Raw genomic sequence first — 19742 nt, forward strand, 5'->3', positions numbered from 1 at the left:
CAGTTACTGCGGCGCACGCAATGCCACAAATTGCGTACTTGCGGACGGGGGCCGCAAAAGCAAATCCCTCCCCCGAGGGGGAGGGATCAATCAGTTGTTAACCGGAACTGCGTTTCGCCGTCGGGACATCGCGCCGGGGAAACCGGCGCGACGTCGGACGATCAGAAGGTCAGCGGCTTGACCTGCTTGACCTGCGGCAACGCCTGCACCTTCTCCAGCACATCGGCCGGCGCCGGACCGTCGATCGTCACCAGCGCGATGGCGTCGCCGCCTTCGCTGTGACGGCCGAGGTTGAAGGTCGCGATGTTGACCTTGGCGTCGCCCAAGAGGCTGGCGAACTTGCCGATGAAGCCCGGCTTGTCCTCGTTGGTGACGTAGATCATCGAGGCGCCGAACTCGGCGTCGACGCGGATGCCCTTGATGTCGACCAGACGCGGCTTGCCGTCGGCATAGACGGTGCCCGACACCGAGCGCTCCTGCTTTTCGGTGGCCACCGTCAGGGTGATCAGGCTCTCGTAATCGCTCTCGGCGGCGCGGACGACTTCGTCCACCACCATGCCGCGCTCCTTGGCGATCACCGGCGCCGAGACGACGTTGATGTCGCCCAGCATCGGCCGCAGCAGGCCGCTCAGCACCGCCGAGGTCAGCGCCTTGATCTTCATCTCGGCGACCTCACCCTCGTAGGTGATGGTGACCTTGGTGATGCCGGTCTCGGTGAGCTGGCCGGCGAACGAGCCGAGCTTTTCTGCGAGTTCGATGAACGGCTTCAGCTTCGGGGCTTCTTCGGCGGTGATCGACGGGAAGTTGATCGCGTTGGTGATCGCGCCGGTCAGCAGGTAGTCGCTCATTTGCTCGGCGACCTGCAGCGCGACGTTCTCCTGCGCTTCGGTGGTGGAGGCGCCGAGATGCGGGGTGCAGATCACATTCGGCAGGCCGAACAGCACGTTCTTGGTGGCCGGCTCTTCGGAGAACACGTCGAACGCCGCGCCGGCGACCTGGCCGGACTTCAGGGCTTCGGCGAGCGCATTCTCGTCAACCAGACCGCCGCGGGCGCAATTGATGATACGGACGCCCTTCTTCATCTTCGCAATGGCTGCCGCGTCGATGATGTTGCGGGTCTTGTCGGTGAGCGGGGTGTGCAGGGTGATGAAGTCGGCGCGCTTGAAGATGTCTTCGAGCTCGACCTTCTCGACGCCCAGATCCTTGGCGCGCTCCGGCGACAGGAACGGATCGAACGCGATGACCTTCATCTTCAGGCCGAGGGCGCGGTCGGCGACGATCGAGCCGATGTTGCCGCAGCCGATCACGCCGAGGGTCTTGGCGGTGATCTCGACGCCCATGAAGCGGTTCTTCTCCCACTTGCCGGCCTGGGTCGAGGCGTCGGCGGCGGGGATCTCACGAGCCAGCGACAGCATCATGGTGATGGCGTGTTCGGCGGTGGTGATCGAATTGCCGAACGGAGTGTTCATCACGATGATGCCCTTGGCGGTCGCCGCGGGAATCTCGACGTTGTCGACGCCGATGCCGGCGCGGCCGATCACCTTGAGCCGGTTGGCCTTCTCCAGGATCTTCGCCGTCGCCTTGGTGGCGGAGCGGATCGCGAGGCCGTCGTAATTGCCGATGATTTCGGCCAGCTTGTCTTTGTCCTTGCCGAGGTTCGGCTGGAAATCGACGTCGATGCCGCGATCCTTGAAGATCTGGACGGCGGCTTCCGACAGCGCGTCGGAAATGAGGACTTTGGGAGCGGTCATGGGATGTGATCCTGATGATCTTGAAAAAGGGGAAGCGGTCCTACGAGTCGCGGCGCGCTCCCTCACCCCGCACTTGCGGGGAGAGGGTTGGGGTGAGGGGCTACTGAGTCCGCAAGATGCGGAAGCGCCCCCTCACCCGACCCAGCTACGCTGCGCTCCGCCGGGTCGACCTCTCCCCGCAAGCGGGGAGAGGTTTAGAGGCGATCAAGCCGCCTGAGTCAGCGAGGCCTTGGTGGTCTCGAACGCATAGTCCAGCCACTGCGTTAGAGCCGCGACGTCGGCGGCTTCCACCGTAGCGCCGCACCAGATCCGCAGGCCCGGAGGAGCGTCGCGATAGGCGCCGAGATCGAAGCCCGCGCCTTCCTTCTCGACCACCGCGACCAGCTTCTTGGCGAAGTCCGCCTGGGCTTCGGCCGGCAGCGCGGCAATGGCGGGATCGACCACCTTGAGGCAGACCGAGGTATTGGAGCGGATCGCCGGATCGGCGGCGAGGAAGTCGACCCACGGGGTCTTGGCCGCCCAGTCGGTGATCACCTTGGTGTTGGCGTCGGCTCGGGCGATCAGGCCCTTGAGGCCGCCCACCGACTTCGCCCAGTTCAGCGCGTCGATGTAGTCCTCGACGCACAGCATCGACGGGGTGTTGATGGTCTCGCCCTGGAAGATGCCCTCGATCAGCTTGCCGCCCTTGGTGAGGCGGAAGATCTTCGGCATCGGCCAGGTCGGGGTGTAGCTCTCCAGGCGAGCCACGGCGCGCGGCGAGAGGATCAGCATGCCGTGCGCGGCTTCGCCGCCGAGCGCCTTCTGCCAGGAGAAGGTGACGACATCGAGCTTGGCCCAATCCAGCGGCTGCGCGAAGGCGGCCGAGGTGGCGTCGCAGATGGTCAGACCTTCACGGTCGGCCTTGATCCAGTCGGCGTTCGGAACGCGGACGCCCGAGGTGGTGCCGTTCCAGGTGAAGACGACGTCGGTATTGCAATCGACCTTGGTGAGGTCGGGAATTTCGCCGTAGCCCGCCTTGAGCTTGGTGACGTCCTTGAGCTTCAGCTCCTTGGTGACGTCGCCGACCCAACCGTCGCCGAACGATTCCCAGGCCAGGGTGGTGACCGGGCGCGGCCCGAGCAGCGACCACAGCGCCATCTCGACGGCGCCGGTGTCGGACGCCGGAACGATACCGATCTTGTAGTCGGCGGGAACCTCGAGCACGTCGCGGGTCAGATCGATCGCGAGCTTGAGCTTGGCCTTGCCGACCTTCGCGCGATGCGAGCGGCCGAGCGGCGCGTCCTTGAGATTTTCGGGGGACCAGCCGGGGCGCTTGGCGCAGGGGCCGGAGGAGAATTGCGGCGCATTGGGCCGCGAAGCGGGCTTCGCTACAGTCATAGTCTATCCTTCCAGATAGCTGCCTCTCGGTGGGGAGAGGTTTCCCGCCGCTGGGGATAGTCCTTTGGCTTCGAATGTCAAGGAAGTTCGCCATCCGGGAGATCACGGACAACTTCGACTTTCGGCGCCGTCGCATGCCCGGTCGGGCAATTGCAACACGACGATGACGTCGGCCGAACAACACTGCACCGCCGACGTGGCCGCCGGCGGCGCTGAGGGTGCGTGGTTCGCTTCGCGCGCCGGCCCGGCTCAGGCGACCTTGGCGACGAAACTCTTCACCTGGGCGCGCAGTTTCTCGACCTGGCCGGCGATCTCACCGGAGACGCCATTGACGCGCATCGCGATCTTGCCTGTGTCGTCGGCGGCGTGGCTGATACCAACGACGTTCGACGTTACCAGCGCGGTGCCGGACGAGGCCTGCTGCACGTTGCTGGCGATCTCGCGCGTCGCGGCGCCCTGCTCCTCCACCGCGGACGCGATGGTGGTTGATACTTCATTGATCTCGGTGATCCGCTTGCTGATCGCTTCGACCGCGCCGACCGACTCGTCGGTGATCGATTGCATCTCGCCGATCCGCGCGGTGATTTCCTCGGTGGCCTTGGCGGTCTGACTGGCGAGCGCCTTCACTTCCGCCGCCACCACCGCGAAGCCGCGGCCGGACTCGCCGGCACGCGCCGCCTCGATCGTGGCGTTGAGGGCGAGAAGGTTGGTCTGCGCCGCGACCGCGTTGATCAGCTTGACGACGTCGCCGATCCGCTGCGCGGCATCGGCCAGGTGCCTGATCTTCTCGGTGGTCTGCGCTGCCTCTTCCACCGCCTGATGCGTGCTGTTGGTGGAATGCTGGATCTGCCGCGAAATCTCGGCGATCGAGGCTGTGAGTTGCTCGGCCGCACTGGCCACGGTCTGCACGTTGGCGGATGCCTGCTCGGCGCCGGAGGCGACGCTGACCGACTGACGGCTGGTTTCCTCCGCCGCCTCGGCCATCGCACCGGCGTCGGATTTCAGCCCGGTGGACGCCGTCGTCAGCAACCCGGCGACGTCGTCCATGCCGGCCGCGAAGCACTGCGCTTCCTTCGCTACTTCGCGCACCCGGCGGTCCATCGAATCGGAGGCGCTGTTGATCACCACCGAGGCGTTCTTGAACGAGCCCGGCAAGCCGCGGGTCAGCACCTTGCGGAAGGTTTTGCCCTGGCTGACATATTCCATCGACGCGGACGCCTCGCGAACGAACGCGTCGACGATGTCGAGCATGTTGTTGACCTCGGCCTGCGCCCGACCGATCTCGCCGCCGTCACGGCGGCCCTGGACACGCGCCTCCAGATTGCCGTGGGCGGCCTCGACGCACACCTTGGCTATCTCGGCGACCGCCGCCGAGGTGCGGCGCAGCAGCCAGACCGCATAGCCGATCAGCGCGACGCCGATTCCCATCGCGGCGAGTTCGACGACGTAGCCGAGCGAGCCGACGATCGTCCCGACGGCGCTCATCCCCACCATCACCGTCACGGCGACGACGAGAGCGACCGTCGCCCTAGATAGAGAAGATGAATTCGTCATACTCGACACCCCGATCTTTAAGCATGTTCATCATCATCGCGTAGCCGGCCATCATGCCGTCCTTGGCGTTGCGATGACGGTTTTCCTCGTCCCGCAATTGGCGATAGAGCGCCTCGATCTTGGTGATCTGACCGCGATCCGGCTTGCGTCGATTGGAATGAAAGCCGGTGACGTTGCGCTGGGCGTCCAGCGTCGGGGTGACATGCGCGAACACCCAATAATGATCGCCGTCGCGCGCCATGTTCACCACATACGCGAAGATCTCCTTCTTCGACTGAATCGAATCCCACAGCATCTTGAAGATCGTGCGGGGCATGTCGGGATGGCGGACCAGGGAATGCGGCGCGCCGATCACCTCGTCGCGTGGATACTTCGCGAGCCGCACGAAGACGTCGTTGGCGTAAGTGATATGGCCCTTCAGGTCGGTCTTCGATACGATTAGTTCGTCTTCGTCGAACGGGCATTCGACGCCTGTCGGCTTCACCTGTGGTCGAGCCATCTCGAACTGTCCCCTAACCTGCCATGGCCGTTAGCCCGACGCCGTCGGGCCTGTCGTGCAATGGCGCTCGTCATGGTCCCAAATTGCTCGGCGACCATTACCCTGCGGTTAAGAACTGAATTCAGTATTACTACTCGGATGATGTAGTTTTATGGAATTCAATCAGTCAAATACGCGTTCAAGCTTGGGGGAGCGTTGAAGGCTGGGCCGAGCGGCGAAAAGCTATCCGCGATTCCGGCTGTCGTGCGTGAACAGCTCGACCGGCGCGGACCTTCCGCCATCACCACCGGAGGCAGGATGTCCGCCACATCGGACCCAGCCAAGGCCTCAGTCACAAGGCCCGAGTTAGGAGGCAGGCCTTGTGACGCCATCAAGAGCAGACAGGCCGAGACCGGTCTCGGCGCGGGCAATCCAGCGCTGCACCGCAGGATAACGGTCGAGCGCAAAGCCGCCCTGCTCCGCCATCCGCGTGTAGGCGAGCAGCGCCACATCGGCCAGTGACAGCCGATCGCCGACCAGGCAGGCCGATTGCGCCAGATGCTGCTCCATCCGGGTCAGCGCAGCGTGGCCGCGGCGAACCTTGTCCGGATCGAGTTCGCTGGCCGGCTTGCCGAGATAGACCATCTGGAAACGGCACACGGCGATGTATGGCTCGTGGCTGTACTGCTCCCAGAACAGCCATTCGTCCACCTTGGCCTGGTGCCAGGGATCGATCGGAATCAGGTCGCTGCCGCGGGCGAGATAGCGGATGATGGCATTGGATTGCGCCAGCGTGCGGCTGTCGTCGAAGGCGACCACCGGCACCTGCCCGGCCGGATTGAGCGCCAGGAAGACCGGCGTCCGGCTTTCGCCCTTCATCGTATCGACGGCGACCCACTCGTACGGCAGACCCAGCCGGTCGCAGGTCCACTTCACCTTCAGGCAATTGCCGGAATTGAGATCGCCGTAGATCCGCATCGTTGCTCCTCTCGCTTGCGCGAGCAAGTCGATCAGCAGCAGCCGGCGTCGTCAATCCATAGCAAGATTTGCGCGAGAGATTTAGGCGATCAGAACTTGTAGCCGATGCCGCCGCGCACGGTGGACACCGCCGTGTTGATCGGCGCGGCGAACTTCTGGTACTCCCACTCCGCGCGAACGAACAAGCCACGGTACAGCATCATGTCGACGCCGAGACCGCCCGAGTAGCCGTAAATGAAATGGCTGTTCTGGACCTGGCTTCCGCTGAGTACCCATGTGCCGCCGGAATCCGTGCCGATGATCGACGCCGATTGGACGATATCCGCCTGCCCGAGCGCCACGCCGCCGAACGCGTAAGGCAGGAAGCTGCCGAAGGCCCAGCCGGCGCGCAGCCGCGCCGACCCGACGTCGTGGACGTTGATCGCAGCGTTGGCGCCGTAGATCGCGCCGTAGTTGACTCCACCGGAGGTGATCTGCCGGGCCATCGAGCCAGACGTCGAGCCGCCGAAATTGCCGTGCATGTAGTTGGCTTCGATGCCGAGCACGACATCGTCCCACTGCGCGTTGTAGCCGACGAAACCGCCCCAGCCCTGGCCATGCGACGAGGACTTGCCGAGCACCGGCCACGACGACACGCCGAGCGTCCCCTCGACGGCGGTGTTCACGAGCAGGTTGGACGCGACGCCCTGTGTCGAGTTGGTGAAATCCATGTCGGAGGTGCCGTAGCCACCCTGGCCGCCGACATAGAAGCCCTCCCAGTTGACCACCCGGGGAGTCTCCACCAGCGCGCCGCGCAGCGGGCCGTAGTCCGGCATGTCCGCCGCATACGCCGTCTGTGCCATCGCGCCGACCGCCGCGGCCATCACAACTCTACGCATCGCACACTCCCCCGACCAACCCTTCAACGCTGCTGATCATGCGGCGTTAACCTTAATTCTTCGTTGTCGGGCACGGCCCCGGACAAACAAAAACGGCGCGGGAAGCTCCCGCGCCGTTAACACTCGTAAACGAGTGGAGAGCGATCAGCCCTTGCGCATCAGCACCGGCGAGGCGGGGTATACCGGGCCGGCATCGAGATTCCAGCGCACGCCGAGCTTCACGTCGTGGGAGGTGATGTCCTTGAATTCAAACTTGTTCCCGGCCGTGGGAGAATCATACCGAGCTGCATTTCCTGTCACGCCGCTGCCAAGATTGACGTAGCTGTAGCCAAGATCGACGGTCAGATTGGGAGTAACCTTGTAGGCTAGACCGGTGTGCAGGGCCCAAGCGAGATTCCATTTCGACCCCGTCTCGGCATAAGCGACCCCCGGAAAGCTGCCGGAGACGAACGTGTCAAGGCCAGGCGAATAGGCGAGGTTAGTCTGACTTCGGTCGACGAAGTTAGCGATGGTCACCCGAGCCGCACCAACACCGGCACCGACATAGGGGGTTATGCACCACCAGGTTCCTAGATCGGCATAGGCATTCGCAAGGAACAGCCACTCTGACTTGGTGGCACTGTAATCGTCGACACCATTGTAATTCCACGAATTACCACGATAGGTCGCAACACCAGTCAGAAGGTCGGTCCCATGGAAGCTAGACTGCCCACGATATTGGCCTGTGATGTCCGCACGGAACCAGTTGTTGAACTGATAACCGACGCCAATCTGATAGGTACCTCCGGTGTCGAAGCCGGTCTGCTGGCTGAAAGAGGTGAGCTGGCTGTAAGCCGTCGGATTGGTGCTGCGAACGTCCTTGACCTGCTGATTGCTGAATCCGATGTCGCCGCGCAGATACCATCCGCCGAAATCTTCGGCCGGGGGCGGCGCATAAGCAGGCGGAGGGGCAATCGGCATATCGGCCGCCATCGCGGCCGAGGCAATCAGCGAAGCCGCTCCGGCGGCCATCAACATCTTCACGCTACGCATTGGCTTCGTCCTTTGGTCCAATGATCAATTACGAAGGCCCCACACCCGGAAACCTATGGACCGCACGATGCCATCAATTCCTTAAGCGCGACTTAACCCTAATTTTTAAGGTTGACATTTAGTGACGAACCGCCGGCCCTGGTAACAATCAGTAGGCGAAGACCCGCACGGCGCATCATGACTAACAAATGATAAACGCCCGAGCCGTGAGCAGCGAGCAAACGAAAACGGCTCCGGTTCCAACAGGAACCGAAGCCGTGATGTGAAGGTCATCGGTGCCGGGTGAACCCGGCTTCTCTGCCCGGTCGCGTCAGTGGGCGTGGCGCGGCATCTTTGGCAGCAGCACCGCCAGCAGCCCGAGCGCCGGCAGGAACGAGCACACCTGATAGACGAAATCGATGCCGCGGATGTCGGCGAGCTCGCCGAGCGCCGCGGCGCCGAGGCCGCCGATGCCGAAGGCGAAGCCGAAGAACACCCCCGAGATCATGCCGAACCGGTGCGGCATCAGCTCCTGAGCGAACACGATGATTGCCGGCGTCGCCGACGCCAGGATGAAGCCGATGAACACGGTGAGCACCGCGCTGGCGGTGAGTCCCGCATAGGGCAGCGCCAAGGTGAACGGCAGGGTGCCGAGGATCGAGAACCAGATCACATAGCGGCGGCCGAACCGGTCGCCGAGCGGGCCGCCGAAGAACACCCCCGCCGCAGTGGCGGCCAGGAAGATGAACAGGAAGATCTGCGCGGTCTGGGTCGAAACGTGGAACTTGTCGATCAGATAGAACGTGTAGTAGCTCGACAGACTCGACAGATAGAGCTGCTTGGAGAACAGCAGCCCCACAAGCACCACCAGCGCCACCATCACCCGCCGCCTGCTCGGCGCATGCGGATGCGGCTGCACCACCATCCTCTTCTTGCCGGCGACCTGCGGCTTGTACCAGACGCCGATTCGCCACAGCACGATGATGGCGAGAAACGCGATCGACGAGAACCAGGCGATCGACGGCTGGCCAAACGGCACCACGATCAGCGCCGCCAGCACTGGCCCGAGCGCAGTGCCCGCGTTGCCGCCGACCTGAAACACAGACTGCGCCATGCCGTGCCGGCCGCCGGAGGCGAGCCGCGCGATCCGCGCCGATTCAGGGTGAAACACCGCCGAGCCGAGGCCGATCATCGCCGCGGCGATCAGGATCACCGGATAGGAATGCGCGACGCTGAGCAGCAGCAGGCCGAGAAATGTCGAGCCCATGCCGATCGCCAGCGAGAACGGCTGTGCCTTCTTGTCGGTGATGTGGCCGACCACAGGCTGCAGCAGCGACGCGGTGAACTGGAACGCCAACGTGATCAGGCCGATCTGGCCGAAATCGAGCGCGTAGTTCGCCTTCAGGATCGGGTACACCGACGGAATCAGCGACTGCATGGTGTCGTTGAGGAAATGCGAAAAGCTGATACCGCCGAGCACGATGTAGGTAGGCCCGGCCGCGGCAGGCGCCGCCGGCTTGGTGATTTCGGGCAGCGGCATCTCGGCCGGATTGACCGGAGCAGCGATATCCGCATCGACGGTGACAGGCTTGTTCACGGCGTTTCCTGAAATGGGCTTGGGAGCGCCGACCGAATTGCGCGGCGCAACAACGACGAACGGCCGGCACGTTGGCCGACCGTTGCTAAATTAGTTCCGAGCGCCGCTGGCGTGTAGCGCGGATTCGCGATGGCAGCGTTGCGCCGCGTCCGCGAAGCCGCGGCGGGCAACTCAGCCTCAGGCGGCTGCGGCCGCAGCGTTGCCGAGCGCGTCGACGATGCTGTCGACGACTTCCTCCACAACGTCGCGATCGTCACCCTCGCCCATCACCCGGATCACCGGCTCGGTGCCGGAGGGGCGGATCAGCAGCCGGCCATGGCCGTTCAGCCGCTTCTCGCCGTCCGCAATCGCCGAGATCACGCCGCCGTCGTCGAGCGGACGGCCGCTGCGGTAGCGCACGTTCTTCAGGATCTGCGGCAACGGATCGAAGCGGTGGCAGACTTCGGAGACCGGACGGCCGAGCTTCTGCACCATCGCCAGCACCTGGAGCGCCGCGACGAACCCGTCGCCGGTGGTGTTGAAGTCGGACAGGATGATATGGCCGGAAGACTCGCCGCCGACGTTGTAGCCTTCCTTGAGCATCTGCTCGAGCACGTAGCGGTCGCCGACCGGGGTGCGCAGCAGCGCGATGCCTTCGCCTGCAAGGAAACGCTCGAGCCCGAGATTGGACATCACGGTGGCGACCACGCCCGGCTTGGCGAGGCGGCCGTCTTCCTTCCAGCTCTGGCCGATCACCGCCAGAAGCTGATCGCCGTCGACCACATGGCCGCGCTCATCGACCAGGATGACGCGGTCGGCGTCGCCGTCGAGCGCAATGCCGATGTCGGCGCGCATCTCGCGGACCTTGGCGCACAGCGCCTGCGGCGCGGTCGAGCCGCATTCCTTGTTGATGTTGAAGCCGTCCGGCTCGACCCCGATCGAGATCACGTCGGCGCCGAGCTCCCACAGAGCTTCCGGCACCACCTTGTAGGCGGCGCCGTTGGCGCAATCGATCACCACGCGCAGGCCTTCGAGGCTGAGTTCGCGCGGCAGCGTGCGCTTGGCGAATTCGATGTAGCGGTCGTGGACGCCGTCGATGCGGCGGGCACGGCCAAGGCTGGCGCTCTGCGCCAGCTTCTTGTCGAGCGAATCGTCGAGCATCAGCTCGATCTGCTTCTCGACGTCGTCGCTGAGCTTGTAGCCGAGCGGGCCGAACAGCTTGATGCCGTTGTCTTCGAACAGATTGTGCGACGCCGAAATCATCACGCCGAGGTCGGCGCGCATCGACTTGGTAAGCATCGCCACCGCCGGCGTCGGCATCGGGCCGACCAGCAGCACGTCCATGCCGACCGAGGTGAAGCCCGCCACCATCGCGTTCTCGATCATGTAGCCGGACAGACGGGTGTCCTTGCCGATCACCACCCGATGGCGATGGTCACCGCGCTGAAACGCTAGGCCGGCAGCCTGGCCGACCTTCAGGGCCAGCTCCGGCGTGATCAGGCCGTTGGCACGGCCACGAATTCCGTCCGTCCCGAAATATCTGCGGCTCATCAAATCTTCCCCCGCCCTTGCCGCTCACGGCCAAAAACCCACGATTCATCCGTGGCTTGCCGTGCGGCGAAACGGCCTTATAGGCCGAAAATGGTTGCGGGGACTTCAAAAAATGTAATCAAAGATTACGCCGCCAGCCTTAGCTGACGGCGTAACTCTTTGAAAAATATATCGGATATACTCTTGCGCAGGGTCCAGTGATTAACCCTTCCGGCTCTTATCCCCATCCGGTTTCGATGGCGCCGGCTGGGTCACGCTGACCGGATCGGAGCCCGGAAATGAATCCTCCAAGCCCTCGTTGAGCTGCTCTTCGAGCTTCTTCTCGTCCTTGGTCGGCTTTTCGGCGGTCTTGGCGTCGGTCATGGTGATCCTCCTCGAACCTTTCGGAACTCGATTGGCAACGCGCCGCCGCGCGCCCTGTTCCGAGGTGCGGCCGTCGCCCGACGCGACGATTTTGCACAGGGCGCCCGCGTGCTACAGGACGAGCGGCTCGCAACCAACGGCAAGAGGCGGACGGCAATTCCATGAAAGAGATCACCTGCATCGAAGACCTCCGCCAGATCCACAAGCGCCGGGTGCCGAAGATGTTCTTCGACTACGTCGACCACGGCTCCTACGCCGAGGAGACGCTGCGGGCGAATGTGGAAGATCTGAAGCGGATCAAATTCCGGCAGCGCATCCTGGTCGACATCTCCAAACGCGATCTCGCCACAACCATCCTGGGCGACAAATACGCGATGCCGCTGATCCTGGCGCCGGTCGGCTCGACCGGGATGCAGCACGCCGACGGCGAGATCCATGCCTGCCGCGCCGCGCAGGCCGCCGGCATTCCCTACACGCTGTCGACGATGTCGATCTGCTCGATCGAGGACGTCGCGGCGAATGTCGACAAGCCGTTCTGGTTTCAGCTCTACGTGATGCGCGACCGCGGCTTCGCCAAAGCGCTGATCGAGCGCGCGATCGCCGCCAAGTGCAGCGCGCTGGTGCTCACCGTCGACCTGCAGGTGATCGGCCAGCGCCATCAGGACATCAAGAACGGCATGACGGTGCCGCCGCAGCTGTTCAAGTTCAAGAACGTCGTCGACATCGCCACCAAGCCGCGCTGGGTGAAGGGTATTCTCGGCACGTCGCGGCGCAATTTCGGCAACATCGCCGGCCATCTGCCCGGCTCCAAGGATCTGGAATCGGTGTCGGCCTGGGTGGCGTCGCAGTTCGATGCTTCGCTGAACTGGCGCGACATCGACTGGATCCGCTCGATCTGGCCGGGCAAGCTGATCATCAAGGGCATCCTCGACGTCGAGGACGCCCGTGAAGCGGTGAAGGTCGGCGCCGAGGCGCTGGTGGTGTCGAACCACGGCGGCCGCCAGCTCGACGGCGCGCCGTCGTCGATCGAGGTGCTGCCGGAGATCGTCCACACCGTCGGCTCGCACATCGAAGTGATGTTCGACGGCGGCATCCGCTCCGGCCAGGACGTGATGCGCGCGCTCGCGCTCGGCGCCAAGAGCTGCATGATCGGCCGCGCCTACATCTACGGCCTCGGCGCATATGGCGGTCCGGGCGTCGCCAAGGCGATCGACATCATCGGCAAGGAGCTGTCGACCACGATGGGGCTGTGCGGCGTCAATTCGATCCACGAGATCGACGAGAAGGTGCTGGCGGAGTAAGCGGCGAGACCGCACTCGGTTTCCGTCATTGCGAGCCGAAAGCGAAGCAATCCAGAGCCCCATCCACTGAGCTGGATTGCTTCGTCGGCTTCGCCTCCTCGCAATGACGGGGAGAGAACCGACAAACAACGAACAACAAGAACAACAACCGGAGGAAATCCATGACTGATACGCAACGCGCGCCGCAGAACGCTTCCAGCGAAGTGCTCTATGCGGTCGAGGATCACATCGCCACGATCACGCTGAACGCGCCGGAGCGGCTGAACACCATCTCCGGGCCGATGCTGAACACGCTGGCGGCGCTGCTCACCAAGGCCAATGAAGACCCGGACGTCCGCTGCGTCATCCTCACCGGCAACGGCCGTGCGTTCTGCGCCGGGCTCGACCTCAACAAGGAGCGCGGCGACGAGGGCCTCAGCGCGGCGTCGTCTCCGACCACGCTCGACTTGCGCAACACGCCGCCGACCGTGCTGCAGGCGATGGACAAGCCGGTGATCTGCGCCGTCAACGGCGGCGCGGCCGGCTACGGCATGGACACCGCGCTCGGCTGCGACATCCGCATCATGGCGGAATCAGCCAAGCTGGCAGCCGCCTTCGTCAAGCGCGGCGTGGTTCCGGAAAGCGGCGGCACCTGGTTTCTGCCGCGGATGATCGGCTGGGCCAAGGCAGCCGAGCTGATCTTCACCGGGCGGACCCTGAGCGCGCGCGAGAGCCTGGAATGGGGCCTCGCCAACGAAGTGGTGCCGGACGCCGAGCTGATGGGCCGCGCCCGCGCGGTCGCCAAGGAGATCGCCGGCAACGCACCGCTGGCGGTGCAGGCGGCCAAGCGGATGATGCGGATGGGGCTGAACGAGACCTTCCCCGATCACGTCCATCATGTGTACTTGCAGCTTCTGCCGCTGTTCAAGACGCAGGACATGAAGGAAGGCATCGCGGCCTTCATGGAGAAGCGCGAGGCGAAGTTCGTCGGCCGCTGAGGACCGGCGACTGGTCGGAGACGCACGATGTTCGAGACCGTCACGACGATGCTCGACTGGCTCGGCGTGGTGGTGTTCGCCGTCACCGGCGCGCTGGTGGCGTCGCGCAAGGAAATGGACATCGTCGGCTTCGCGCTGCTCGGCACCGCGACCGGCATCGGCGGCGGCACGCTTCGGGACGTGCTGCTCGACCAGCCGGTGTTCTGGATCCGCGAACCGGCCTATCTGGTGGCCTGCGTGCTGGTTTCCGGAATCGTGTTCTTCACCGCGCACATTCCACATTCGCGCTACAAAATGTTGTTGTGGCTCGACGCAATCGGCATGGCTTTGTTCGCGGTCAGCGGGGCCGAGCGCGCCGCGCTGGCCGGCGCCAACGGCATCGTCGCGGTCGCGATGGGCGTTGTCACCGCGACCTTCGGCGGCATCATCCGCGATCTGCTCGGCGGCGAGATTCCGGTCATCCTCCGCCGCGAGATCTACGTCACCGCCGCGCTGCTCGGTGCCGCGACCTACGAGGCGTCGACGGCTTTGGGGGCCAGCCGCGAATTCGGCACCGTCGCCGGCTTTGCGCTGGCGTTGCTGATCCGTGCCGCAGCGCTGCAGCGCGGTTGGTCACTGCCACGCTATCGGCCACGGCCCGGCGCCCGGGACGAATGACGGAACGAGTGCCGGCCGCGGCAAACGCCCATCCTATTTGTGACCAAGCAGATCGGCCTCGACCAGCGCCCGCAGTTCCGCGGTGACGTGGGGCCGCGCGCCGAACCACAGATCGAAGCCGCGCACCGCCTGGTGCAGCAGCATGCCGAGGCCGTCGGCGGTGCGCAGACCGCGCGCCTTGGCGGCGGCGAGCAGATCGGTTTCGAGCGGCACGTAGACCAGATCGGCCACCACCGCATCGGCCGGCAGCGCCGACAGGTCGATCGGAAGCGGCGGCTGGCCGTTCATGCCGAGCGAGGTGGTGTTGACCAGAAGTCCGGCGCCCGGCAGCGCCGCCGGGATGTCGCTCCAGGCGATCGGCACCACACGGTCGCCGAACAGATCGCGCAACGCCTGCGCCCGCTCGATCGAGCGATTGGCGAGCGCGATCCGGCCGATGCCCCGCTCGAGCAGGCCGAACACCACCGCGCGCGACGAGCCGCCGGCGCCGAGCACCAGCGCATGCGCGGTGCGGTCCCAGCCCGGCGCCGAGGCGTCGAGATTGCCGATGAAGCCTTCGACGTCGGTGTTGGTCGAGCGTAACAGATCGCCGTCGTAGTACAGCGTATTGGCGGCCCCGACGGCGCGGGCGCGCGCGTCCGGCTCGGTGAGCTGCAGCGCGCGCTCCTTGTGCGGGATGGTGACGTTGGCGCCGACATAGCCGTGCGTCTTCAGGTTCAGCACGAACTCGGCAAAGCCTTCCGGCGGCACCGCTTCGATCGAATAGCCGCCTTCGATGCCGAGCTGACGCAGCCAGTAATGATGGATCAGCGGCGAGCGCGAATGCGCCGCCGGCCAGCCGATCAGACACGCCGCGCGCTTGATCGCAGCCATTCCGCCCTCCTCGCCCCAGCGAGCCTTGTTCTTCGAAACGCCTCCGTGAAAATCAGGCCGTCGCGCCAGCGTCAATCGCAAAACGCGCGCGCACGACGGAAGTCGGGCGCGTCAGGCGGAAGCGGGCTGCGGCGACGGCCCCTCTTCGGGAGCGACAGTCTTGCCCTTGATCTCGTCGACTGCGCTGGCGATGTCGGCGCGATACTGCGCCAGCGGCGGCTTGACGCCGTGGGTGAGCAGCGCGCGGCGGACCGTCGGCGAGGCGCCGGTGACGATCAGCTTGATGCGCTTGCGCTGCGCCGACAGCGCGACGCGGTAGATCGCATTCGCGGCGGTAGAATCCAGGAACGGCACTGCTGCGAAGTCGACCACGAACACCTTGTGGCTGTCGGCGATGTTGTTCAGCACCGAGGTGACGGTGGCGGCGGCGCCGAAGAAGAACGCGCCGGTGATGCGATAGACCACGACGTCGGGATCGGTGACCAGCGACAGGTCGGCGGCCGTGCCGCGGCGCTTGCCGCCCTCGTCGGCCCGGTCCTCCTGCGCCAGCCCGGAATACGCCTCGACGCCGGTGACCTCGGACATCCGGTGAATGAACAGCACCGCGCCGAGCGCGAAGCCGACCACGATGCCTTCGGTCAGATCGCGGAACACGGTGAGCAGGAAGGTCGCCAGCACCACCACCGCATCGCCGCGCGATGAGCGGACCAGCGTGGCGAATTCGTGCTTCTCGGCCATGTTCCAGGCGACGATCGCCAGCACGGCGGCGAGCGTCGCCAGCGGGATGAAGCTCGCCAGCGGCGCCGCCACCAGCATGAACACCAACAGAAATATCGAATGCAGCATGCCGGCAATCGGGGTGCGCGCGCCGGTGCGGATGTTGGTGGCGGTGCGGGCGATCGCACCGGTGACGCAGATGCCGCCGAACAGCGCCGAGCCCATATTGGCGAAGCCCTGTGCCACCAGCTCGCAATTCGAGCGATGCCGCCGGCCGGTCATGCCGTCCGCCACCACGGCAGACAGCAGCGACTCGATGGCGCCGAGCAGCGCAAACGCGATCGCGTCGGGCAGCATCTCGATCACCTTGGCGACCGAGAACACCGGCCAGGACGGCAACGGGAAACTTTCCGGAATGCCGCCGAACTTCGTGCCGATGGTCGCGACCGGTAGTGAGAAGCCCCACACCAGCGCCGCGGTGACCGCGACCGCAATCAATAGCCCCGGCCAGTTCGGCCGCAGCTTCTTCAGCCCGACAATCAGCACGATCGCAGTCAGCGCGACGCCGAGCGCATAGAAATTCATGGTCGGCAGCGCCTGCGCCAGCGCTTCCAGTTTAGGAATGAACGGCCCCGGCTCCTTCGCCAGCTCGATGCCGAGCAGATCCTTGATCTGGCTGGCGAAGATGATCACTGCGATGCCGGCGGTGAACCCGACCGTGACCGGATAGGGAATGAATTTGACGTAGGTGCCGATCTGCAGGAAGCCGGCCACCACCAGGATCATCCCGGCCATGAAGGTCGCGAGCAGCACGCCGTCGATGCCGTGGCGCTGCACGCTGAGCATCACCAGCACGATGAAGGCGCCCGCAGGGCCGCCGATCTGGAAGCGAGAGCCGCCGAACGCAGAGACCAGAAAGCCGCCGACCACCGCGGCATACAGCCCTCGGTCAGGCGTGACGCCGGAGGCGATCGCGATCGCGGTGGACAGTGGCAGCGCCACGATTGCCACCGTGAGACCGGCGATCAGATCGGCGCGGAAATCGGCGAGGCCGTAGCCCTCGCGCAGCGCGGTGATCAGCTTCGGCGTGAACAGCTCGCGGAAGCTCGGTTTGGTCGCAGCCACAAGTCGCCGGGAGGTATCCATACCGTTTCTCCTGGTCCGCCCCGCCGCTGCACCGAAACCGTCAGGCCTCGTTGCGGGGCGGCGTCGGCTCTTTGAACCGAACGCCGCGGCCGCCGCCTTCGCTGCGGGAATTATCTCCGATCAGAACCACGCCGCCGCGCTCGAGGGCCTCGATCACCTTGGTGAGGGATTCCACCACACCGCGAACGTTGCCTTCGCTCGCCTCCATCCGCTGGATGGTCGGCAGCGAAACGCCGGACAGTTCGGCCAGCGTGCGCTGGTCGATGCCGAGCAGCGCACGGGCGGCGCGCAATTGGGCTGCGGTCATCATGGGTGAAGCATGAATTCTGATGTCTGAAGGCTGCAATATGATGCTTGAAGCTGCATCAGGCAAATAAAAAACGGCTGGAGTGATGTTTTAAACATCAGTCCAGCCGCTTTGCAGCATTCATATTTTAGTGAGCGCGAGGCGGAGAACTCTCCCGCCCCCGACGCCGTCGCGATCAGGCTGCGGCCTGACGGTGGGCTGCCACGATCTGGTCGGCGGTCCGTCCGGAGACCTCGGCCATGTGGTCGAAGCTGCGGGTGAAGCTGCCGGCGCCGGCGGTGGCCGAGCGCAGCTCGACGATCAGATCGCCGATCTCGGCCTCGGGCATGGTGGCGCGCACCGTGTCCCAGCCCGGCCAGCCGTCGCGGGTGTCGAAGCCGAGGATCTGGCCGCGCCGCCCGGACAGGATGGCGTTGACCTTAGCGGTCGCCTCGGTCGGACAAACGATCTCGACGGTGTGGATCGGCTCCAGCAGCACCGGCTGGCACTGTGGCAGCGCCTCGGTGATGCCGATCCGCGCCGCGGTGCGGAACGCCTGATCCGAGGAGTCGACACTGTGATACGAACCGTCGGTCAGGGTGACGTGGACGTCGACCACCGGGAAGCCGAGCGGCCCGGCGCGCAGGCCGTCGACCACGCCCTCCTCGACCGCGCCCATGTAGTTGCGCGGCACCGCGCCGCCGACCACGGTCTCGGCGAAGGCGAAGCCCTCGCCGCGCGGCAGCGGCTTGATGTCGAGCACTACGTCGCCGAACTGGCCGTGGCCGCCGGACTGCTTCTTGTGTCGGCCGCGCTGGGTCACCGGCTTGCGAATGGTTTCGCGATAGCCGATTCCCGGCGCGTGCGACTTCACCGTCACGCCGTAGCGATCACGGAGCCGCTCCAGCGCGACGCGCAGATGCATCTCGCCCTGGCCCCACAGCACCATCTCGTGGCTCTGCGGATCGTGCACGATGGTGAGCGAGGGATCTTCCTCGTTCAGCCGCTGCAGCGCCTGGCCGAGCTTGACGTCGTCCTTGCGATCGGCGGCAGCGAGCGCCATCGCCAGCACCGGCGGCGCGGCACTGACTTCGACCAATGCGGCCGGCGCAGCCTTGCCGTTGCCGAAGGTCTCGCCGGTCTTGATCGCGTCGAGCTTGCCGAGCGCGACCACATCGCCGGCCGAGGCCGACGAGCGCTTGCTGTCGTGCCCGCCACCAACGGTCTGGATGCCGGAGACGCGCGCGGCTTCACCGGCGGAGGACTGCACATTGTCGCCGTCGGCGAGCGTGCCGGTGAACAGCCGGGCCAGCGACAGCTTGCCGCCGTGCTGCAAATGCTGAGTCTTGAAGACGTAGCCGACCGCATCCTTGCCGGCGGTGACGCCGAGTCGCGCTGCCGTCTCGGTGACGTCCGGCGCCTCGTGGCGCAGCGCCTTCAACAGGCGCAGCACGCCGTTCTCGCGCAGCGCCGAGCCGAGCAGCACCGGGCAAATCACGCCTTCGCGCAGCTCGCGGGCGAGATCATCGAACACCGCGTCGCGCGGCGGCTGGATGTCGTCGAGCAGTTGCTCCATCAGCGCATCGTCGTGATCGGCGAGCTTCTCGAGCATCGAGAACCGCGCTTCCTTCTCGCGGTCGAGATCGCCGCCTGCGAGATCGATCACTTCGGAGGGCTTGTGCTCCCGATAGACGAAGGCGCGCTCCAGCGCGAGGTCGACGTAGCCGGCGATCAGCTCGCCGTTCCAAATTGGAATCTGGCGCAGCACCAGCGGAATGCGGGATGCCGGCTGCAAACTGTCGAGTACTTCGCGAATGCGTTTGTTGGCGCGATCGATCTTGTTCAGGAACAGGAATCGGGGAATGCCGAGATCTTCGAGTTCGCGCAGGATCAGCTGCAACTGCGGCAGCTTGCGCTCGTCGGCTTCGCACACCACCACGGCGGCATCGACAGCGGGAAGCGCCGCGCGCATGTCGTGCGCGAATTCGACGGAGCCGGGACAATCGAGGAAGGTGTAACTCTCACCCATGAACTGGGTGGTGACGGCAGTGAGGCTGAGCCCCATCTTATGCTGGCGCGCCTCGGGGCTGGAATCGCCGTGCGAGGTGCCGGCATCGACCGAGCCGGCTCGTGGGATGGCGCCGGTCCGCGCCATGATCGCTTCGAGTAGTGTGGTTTTTCCGCTTTGGAATGGGCCCACCAGTGCAATGCACCGGGGACCACGGGGACTTCTGACGTCTTGTCCCATCGCCGCCTCCTGACTTTGGA

At 65.2% G+C, this 19742-nt stretch carries 17 protein-coding genes; 3 read left to right on the forward strand and 14 right to left on the reverse strand.

Annotated elements, in window-relative coordinates; genetic code table 11:
• Positions 1-161: 161 nt before the first annotated feature.
• The 10 genes from serA to M9H71_RS18955 all read right to left on the reverse strand — a co-directional run bounded on the left by serA (position 162) and on the right by M9H71_RS18955 (position 11517).
• Positions 162-1751, reverse strand: a complete 1590-nt coding sequence (serA, locus tag M9H71_RS18910; RefSeq protein WP_455406477.1) for a phosphoglycerate dehydrogenase — start codon at positions 1749-1751, stop codon at positions 162-164.
• 204 nt (positions 1752-1955) lie between these two features.
• Positions 1956-3128: a phosphoserine transaminase gene (locus M9H71_RS18915; protein ID WP_455406478.1), complete on the reverse strand. Its 1173-nt coding sequence runs from the start codon at positions 3126-3128 to the stop codon at positions 1956-1958.
• A gap of 249 nt (positions 3129-3377) precedes the next feature.
• A complete protein-coding gene (locus M9H71_RS18920; RefSeq protein WP_455406479.1) occupies positions 3378-4682 on the reverse strand; it encodes a methyl-accepting chemotaxis protein in 1305 nt (434 codons plus the stop codon).
• Positions 4657-5181, reverse strand: coding sequence for a PAS domain-containing protein (locus M9H71_RS18925; protein ID WP_455406480.1), 525 nt, complete (start codon positions 5179-5181; stop codon positions 4657-4659). The genes M9H71_RS18920 and M9H71_RS18925 overlap by 26 nt, the downstream gene beginning before the upstream one ends.
• Before the next feature lie 345 nt (positions 5182-5526).
• A complete protein-coding gene (locus M9H71_RS18930) occupies positions 5527-6138 on the reverse strand; it encodes a glutathione S-transferase family protein (RefSeq protein ID WP_455406481.1) in 612 nt (203 codons plus the stop codon).
• Between the two features lie 89 nt (positions 6139-6227).
• Complete coding sequence (locus tag M9H71_RS18935) at positions 6228-7016, reverse strand: outer membrane protein (protein WP_455406482.1); 789 nt, start codon at positions 7014-7016, stop codon at positions 6228-6230.
• A 144-nt stretch (positions 7017-7160) separates the two neighbouring features.
• Positions 7161-8048, reverse strand: a complete 888-nt coding sequence (locus tag M9H71_RS18940; protein WP_455406483.1) for an outer membrane protein — start codon at positions 8046-8048, stop codon at positions 7161-7163.
• 310 nt (positions 8049-8358) lie between these two features.
• Positions 8359-9624, reverse strand: a complete 1266-nt coding sequence (locus M9H71_RS18945) for an MFS transporter (protein ID WP_455406484.1) — start codon at positions 9622-9624, stop codon at positions 8359-8361.
• 177 nt (positions 9625-9801) lie between these two features.
• Entirely contained in the window at positions 9802-11154 is a 1353-nt protein-coding gene (gene glmM / locus M9H71_RS18950; RefSeq protein ID WP_455406485.1) for a phosphoglucosamine mutase, read from the reverse strand.
• 201 nt (positions 11155-11355) lie between these two features.
• Positions 11356-11517 carry a hypothetical protein gene (locus M9H71_RS18955; protein WP_455406486.1) on the reverse strand — a complete coding sequence of 54 codons (162 nt, stop codon included), beginning with the start codon at positions 11515-11517 and terminating at the stop codon, positions 11356-11358.
• Between the two features lie 161 nt (positions 11518-11678).
• Here M9H71_RS18955 and M9H71_RS18960 point away from each other — a divergent pair, with 161 nt between their 5' ends.
• From M9H71_RS18960 to M9H71_RS18970, 3 genes are all read left to right on the forward strand, one after another.
• Positions 11679-12818 carry an alpha-hydroxy acid oxidase gene (locus M9H71_RS18960; RefSeq protein ID WP_455406487.1) on the forward strand — a complete coding sequence of 380 codons (1140 nt, stop codon included), beginning with the start codon at positions 11679-11681 and terminating at the stop codon, positions 12816-12818.
• Positions 12819-12979: 161 nt separating this feature from the next.
• Positions 12980-13795 (forward strand): enoyl-CoA hydratase/isomerase family protein, encoded by an 816-nt coding sequence (locus M9H71_RS18965; protein ID WP_455406488.1) that lies wholly within the window; start codon positions 12980-12982, stop codon positions 13793-13795.
• A gap of 27 nt (positions 13796-13822) precedes the next feature.
• Entirely contained in the window at positions 13823-14452 is a 630-nt protein-coding gene (locus M9H71_RS18970; RefSeq protein WP_455406489.1) for a trimeric intracellular cation channel family protein, read from the forward strand.
• 33 nt (positions 14453-14485) lie between these two features.
• Here M9H71_RS18970 and M9H71_RS18975 read toward each other — a convergent pair whose 3' ends face one another.
• From M9H71_RS18975 to M9H71_RS18990, 4 genes are all read right to left on the reverse strand, one after another.
• Entirely contained in the window at positions 14486-15325 is an 840-nt protein-coding gene (locus M9H71_RS18975) for a shikimate dehydrogenase (protein ID WP_164605580.1), read from the reverse strand.
• A gap of 111 nt (positions 15326-15436) precedes the next feature.
• Positions 15437-17188 carry a SulP family inorganic anion transporter gene (locus M9H71_RS18980; protein ID WP_455406490.1) on the reverse strand — a complete coding sequence of 584 codons (1752 nt, stop codon included), beginning with the start codon at positions 17186-17188 and terminating at the stop codon, positions 15437-15439.
• A 40-nt stretch (positions 17189-17228) separates the two neighbouring features.
• Positions 17229-17498 carry a helix-turn-helix domain-containing protein gene (locus M9H71_RS18985; protein WP_230764058.1) on the reverse strand — a complete coding sequence of 90 codons (270 nt, stop codon included), beginning with the start codon at positions 17496-17498 and terminating at the stop codon, positions 17229-17231.
• A 172-nt stretch (positions 17499-17670) separates the two neighbouring features.
• The gene (locus M9H71_RS18990) at positions 17671-19722 is read right to left on the reverse strand and encodes an elongation factor G (RefSeq protein ID WP_455406491.1); all 2052 of its coding nucleotides are present in this window, start codon (positions 19720-19722) and stop codon (positions 17671-17673) included.
• Positions 19723-19742 lie beyond the last annotated feature (20 nt).

The sequence above is a fragment of the Rhodopseudomonas parapalustris genome (genome assembly GCF_053772255.1).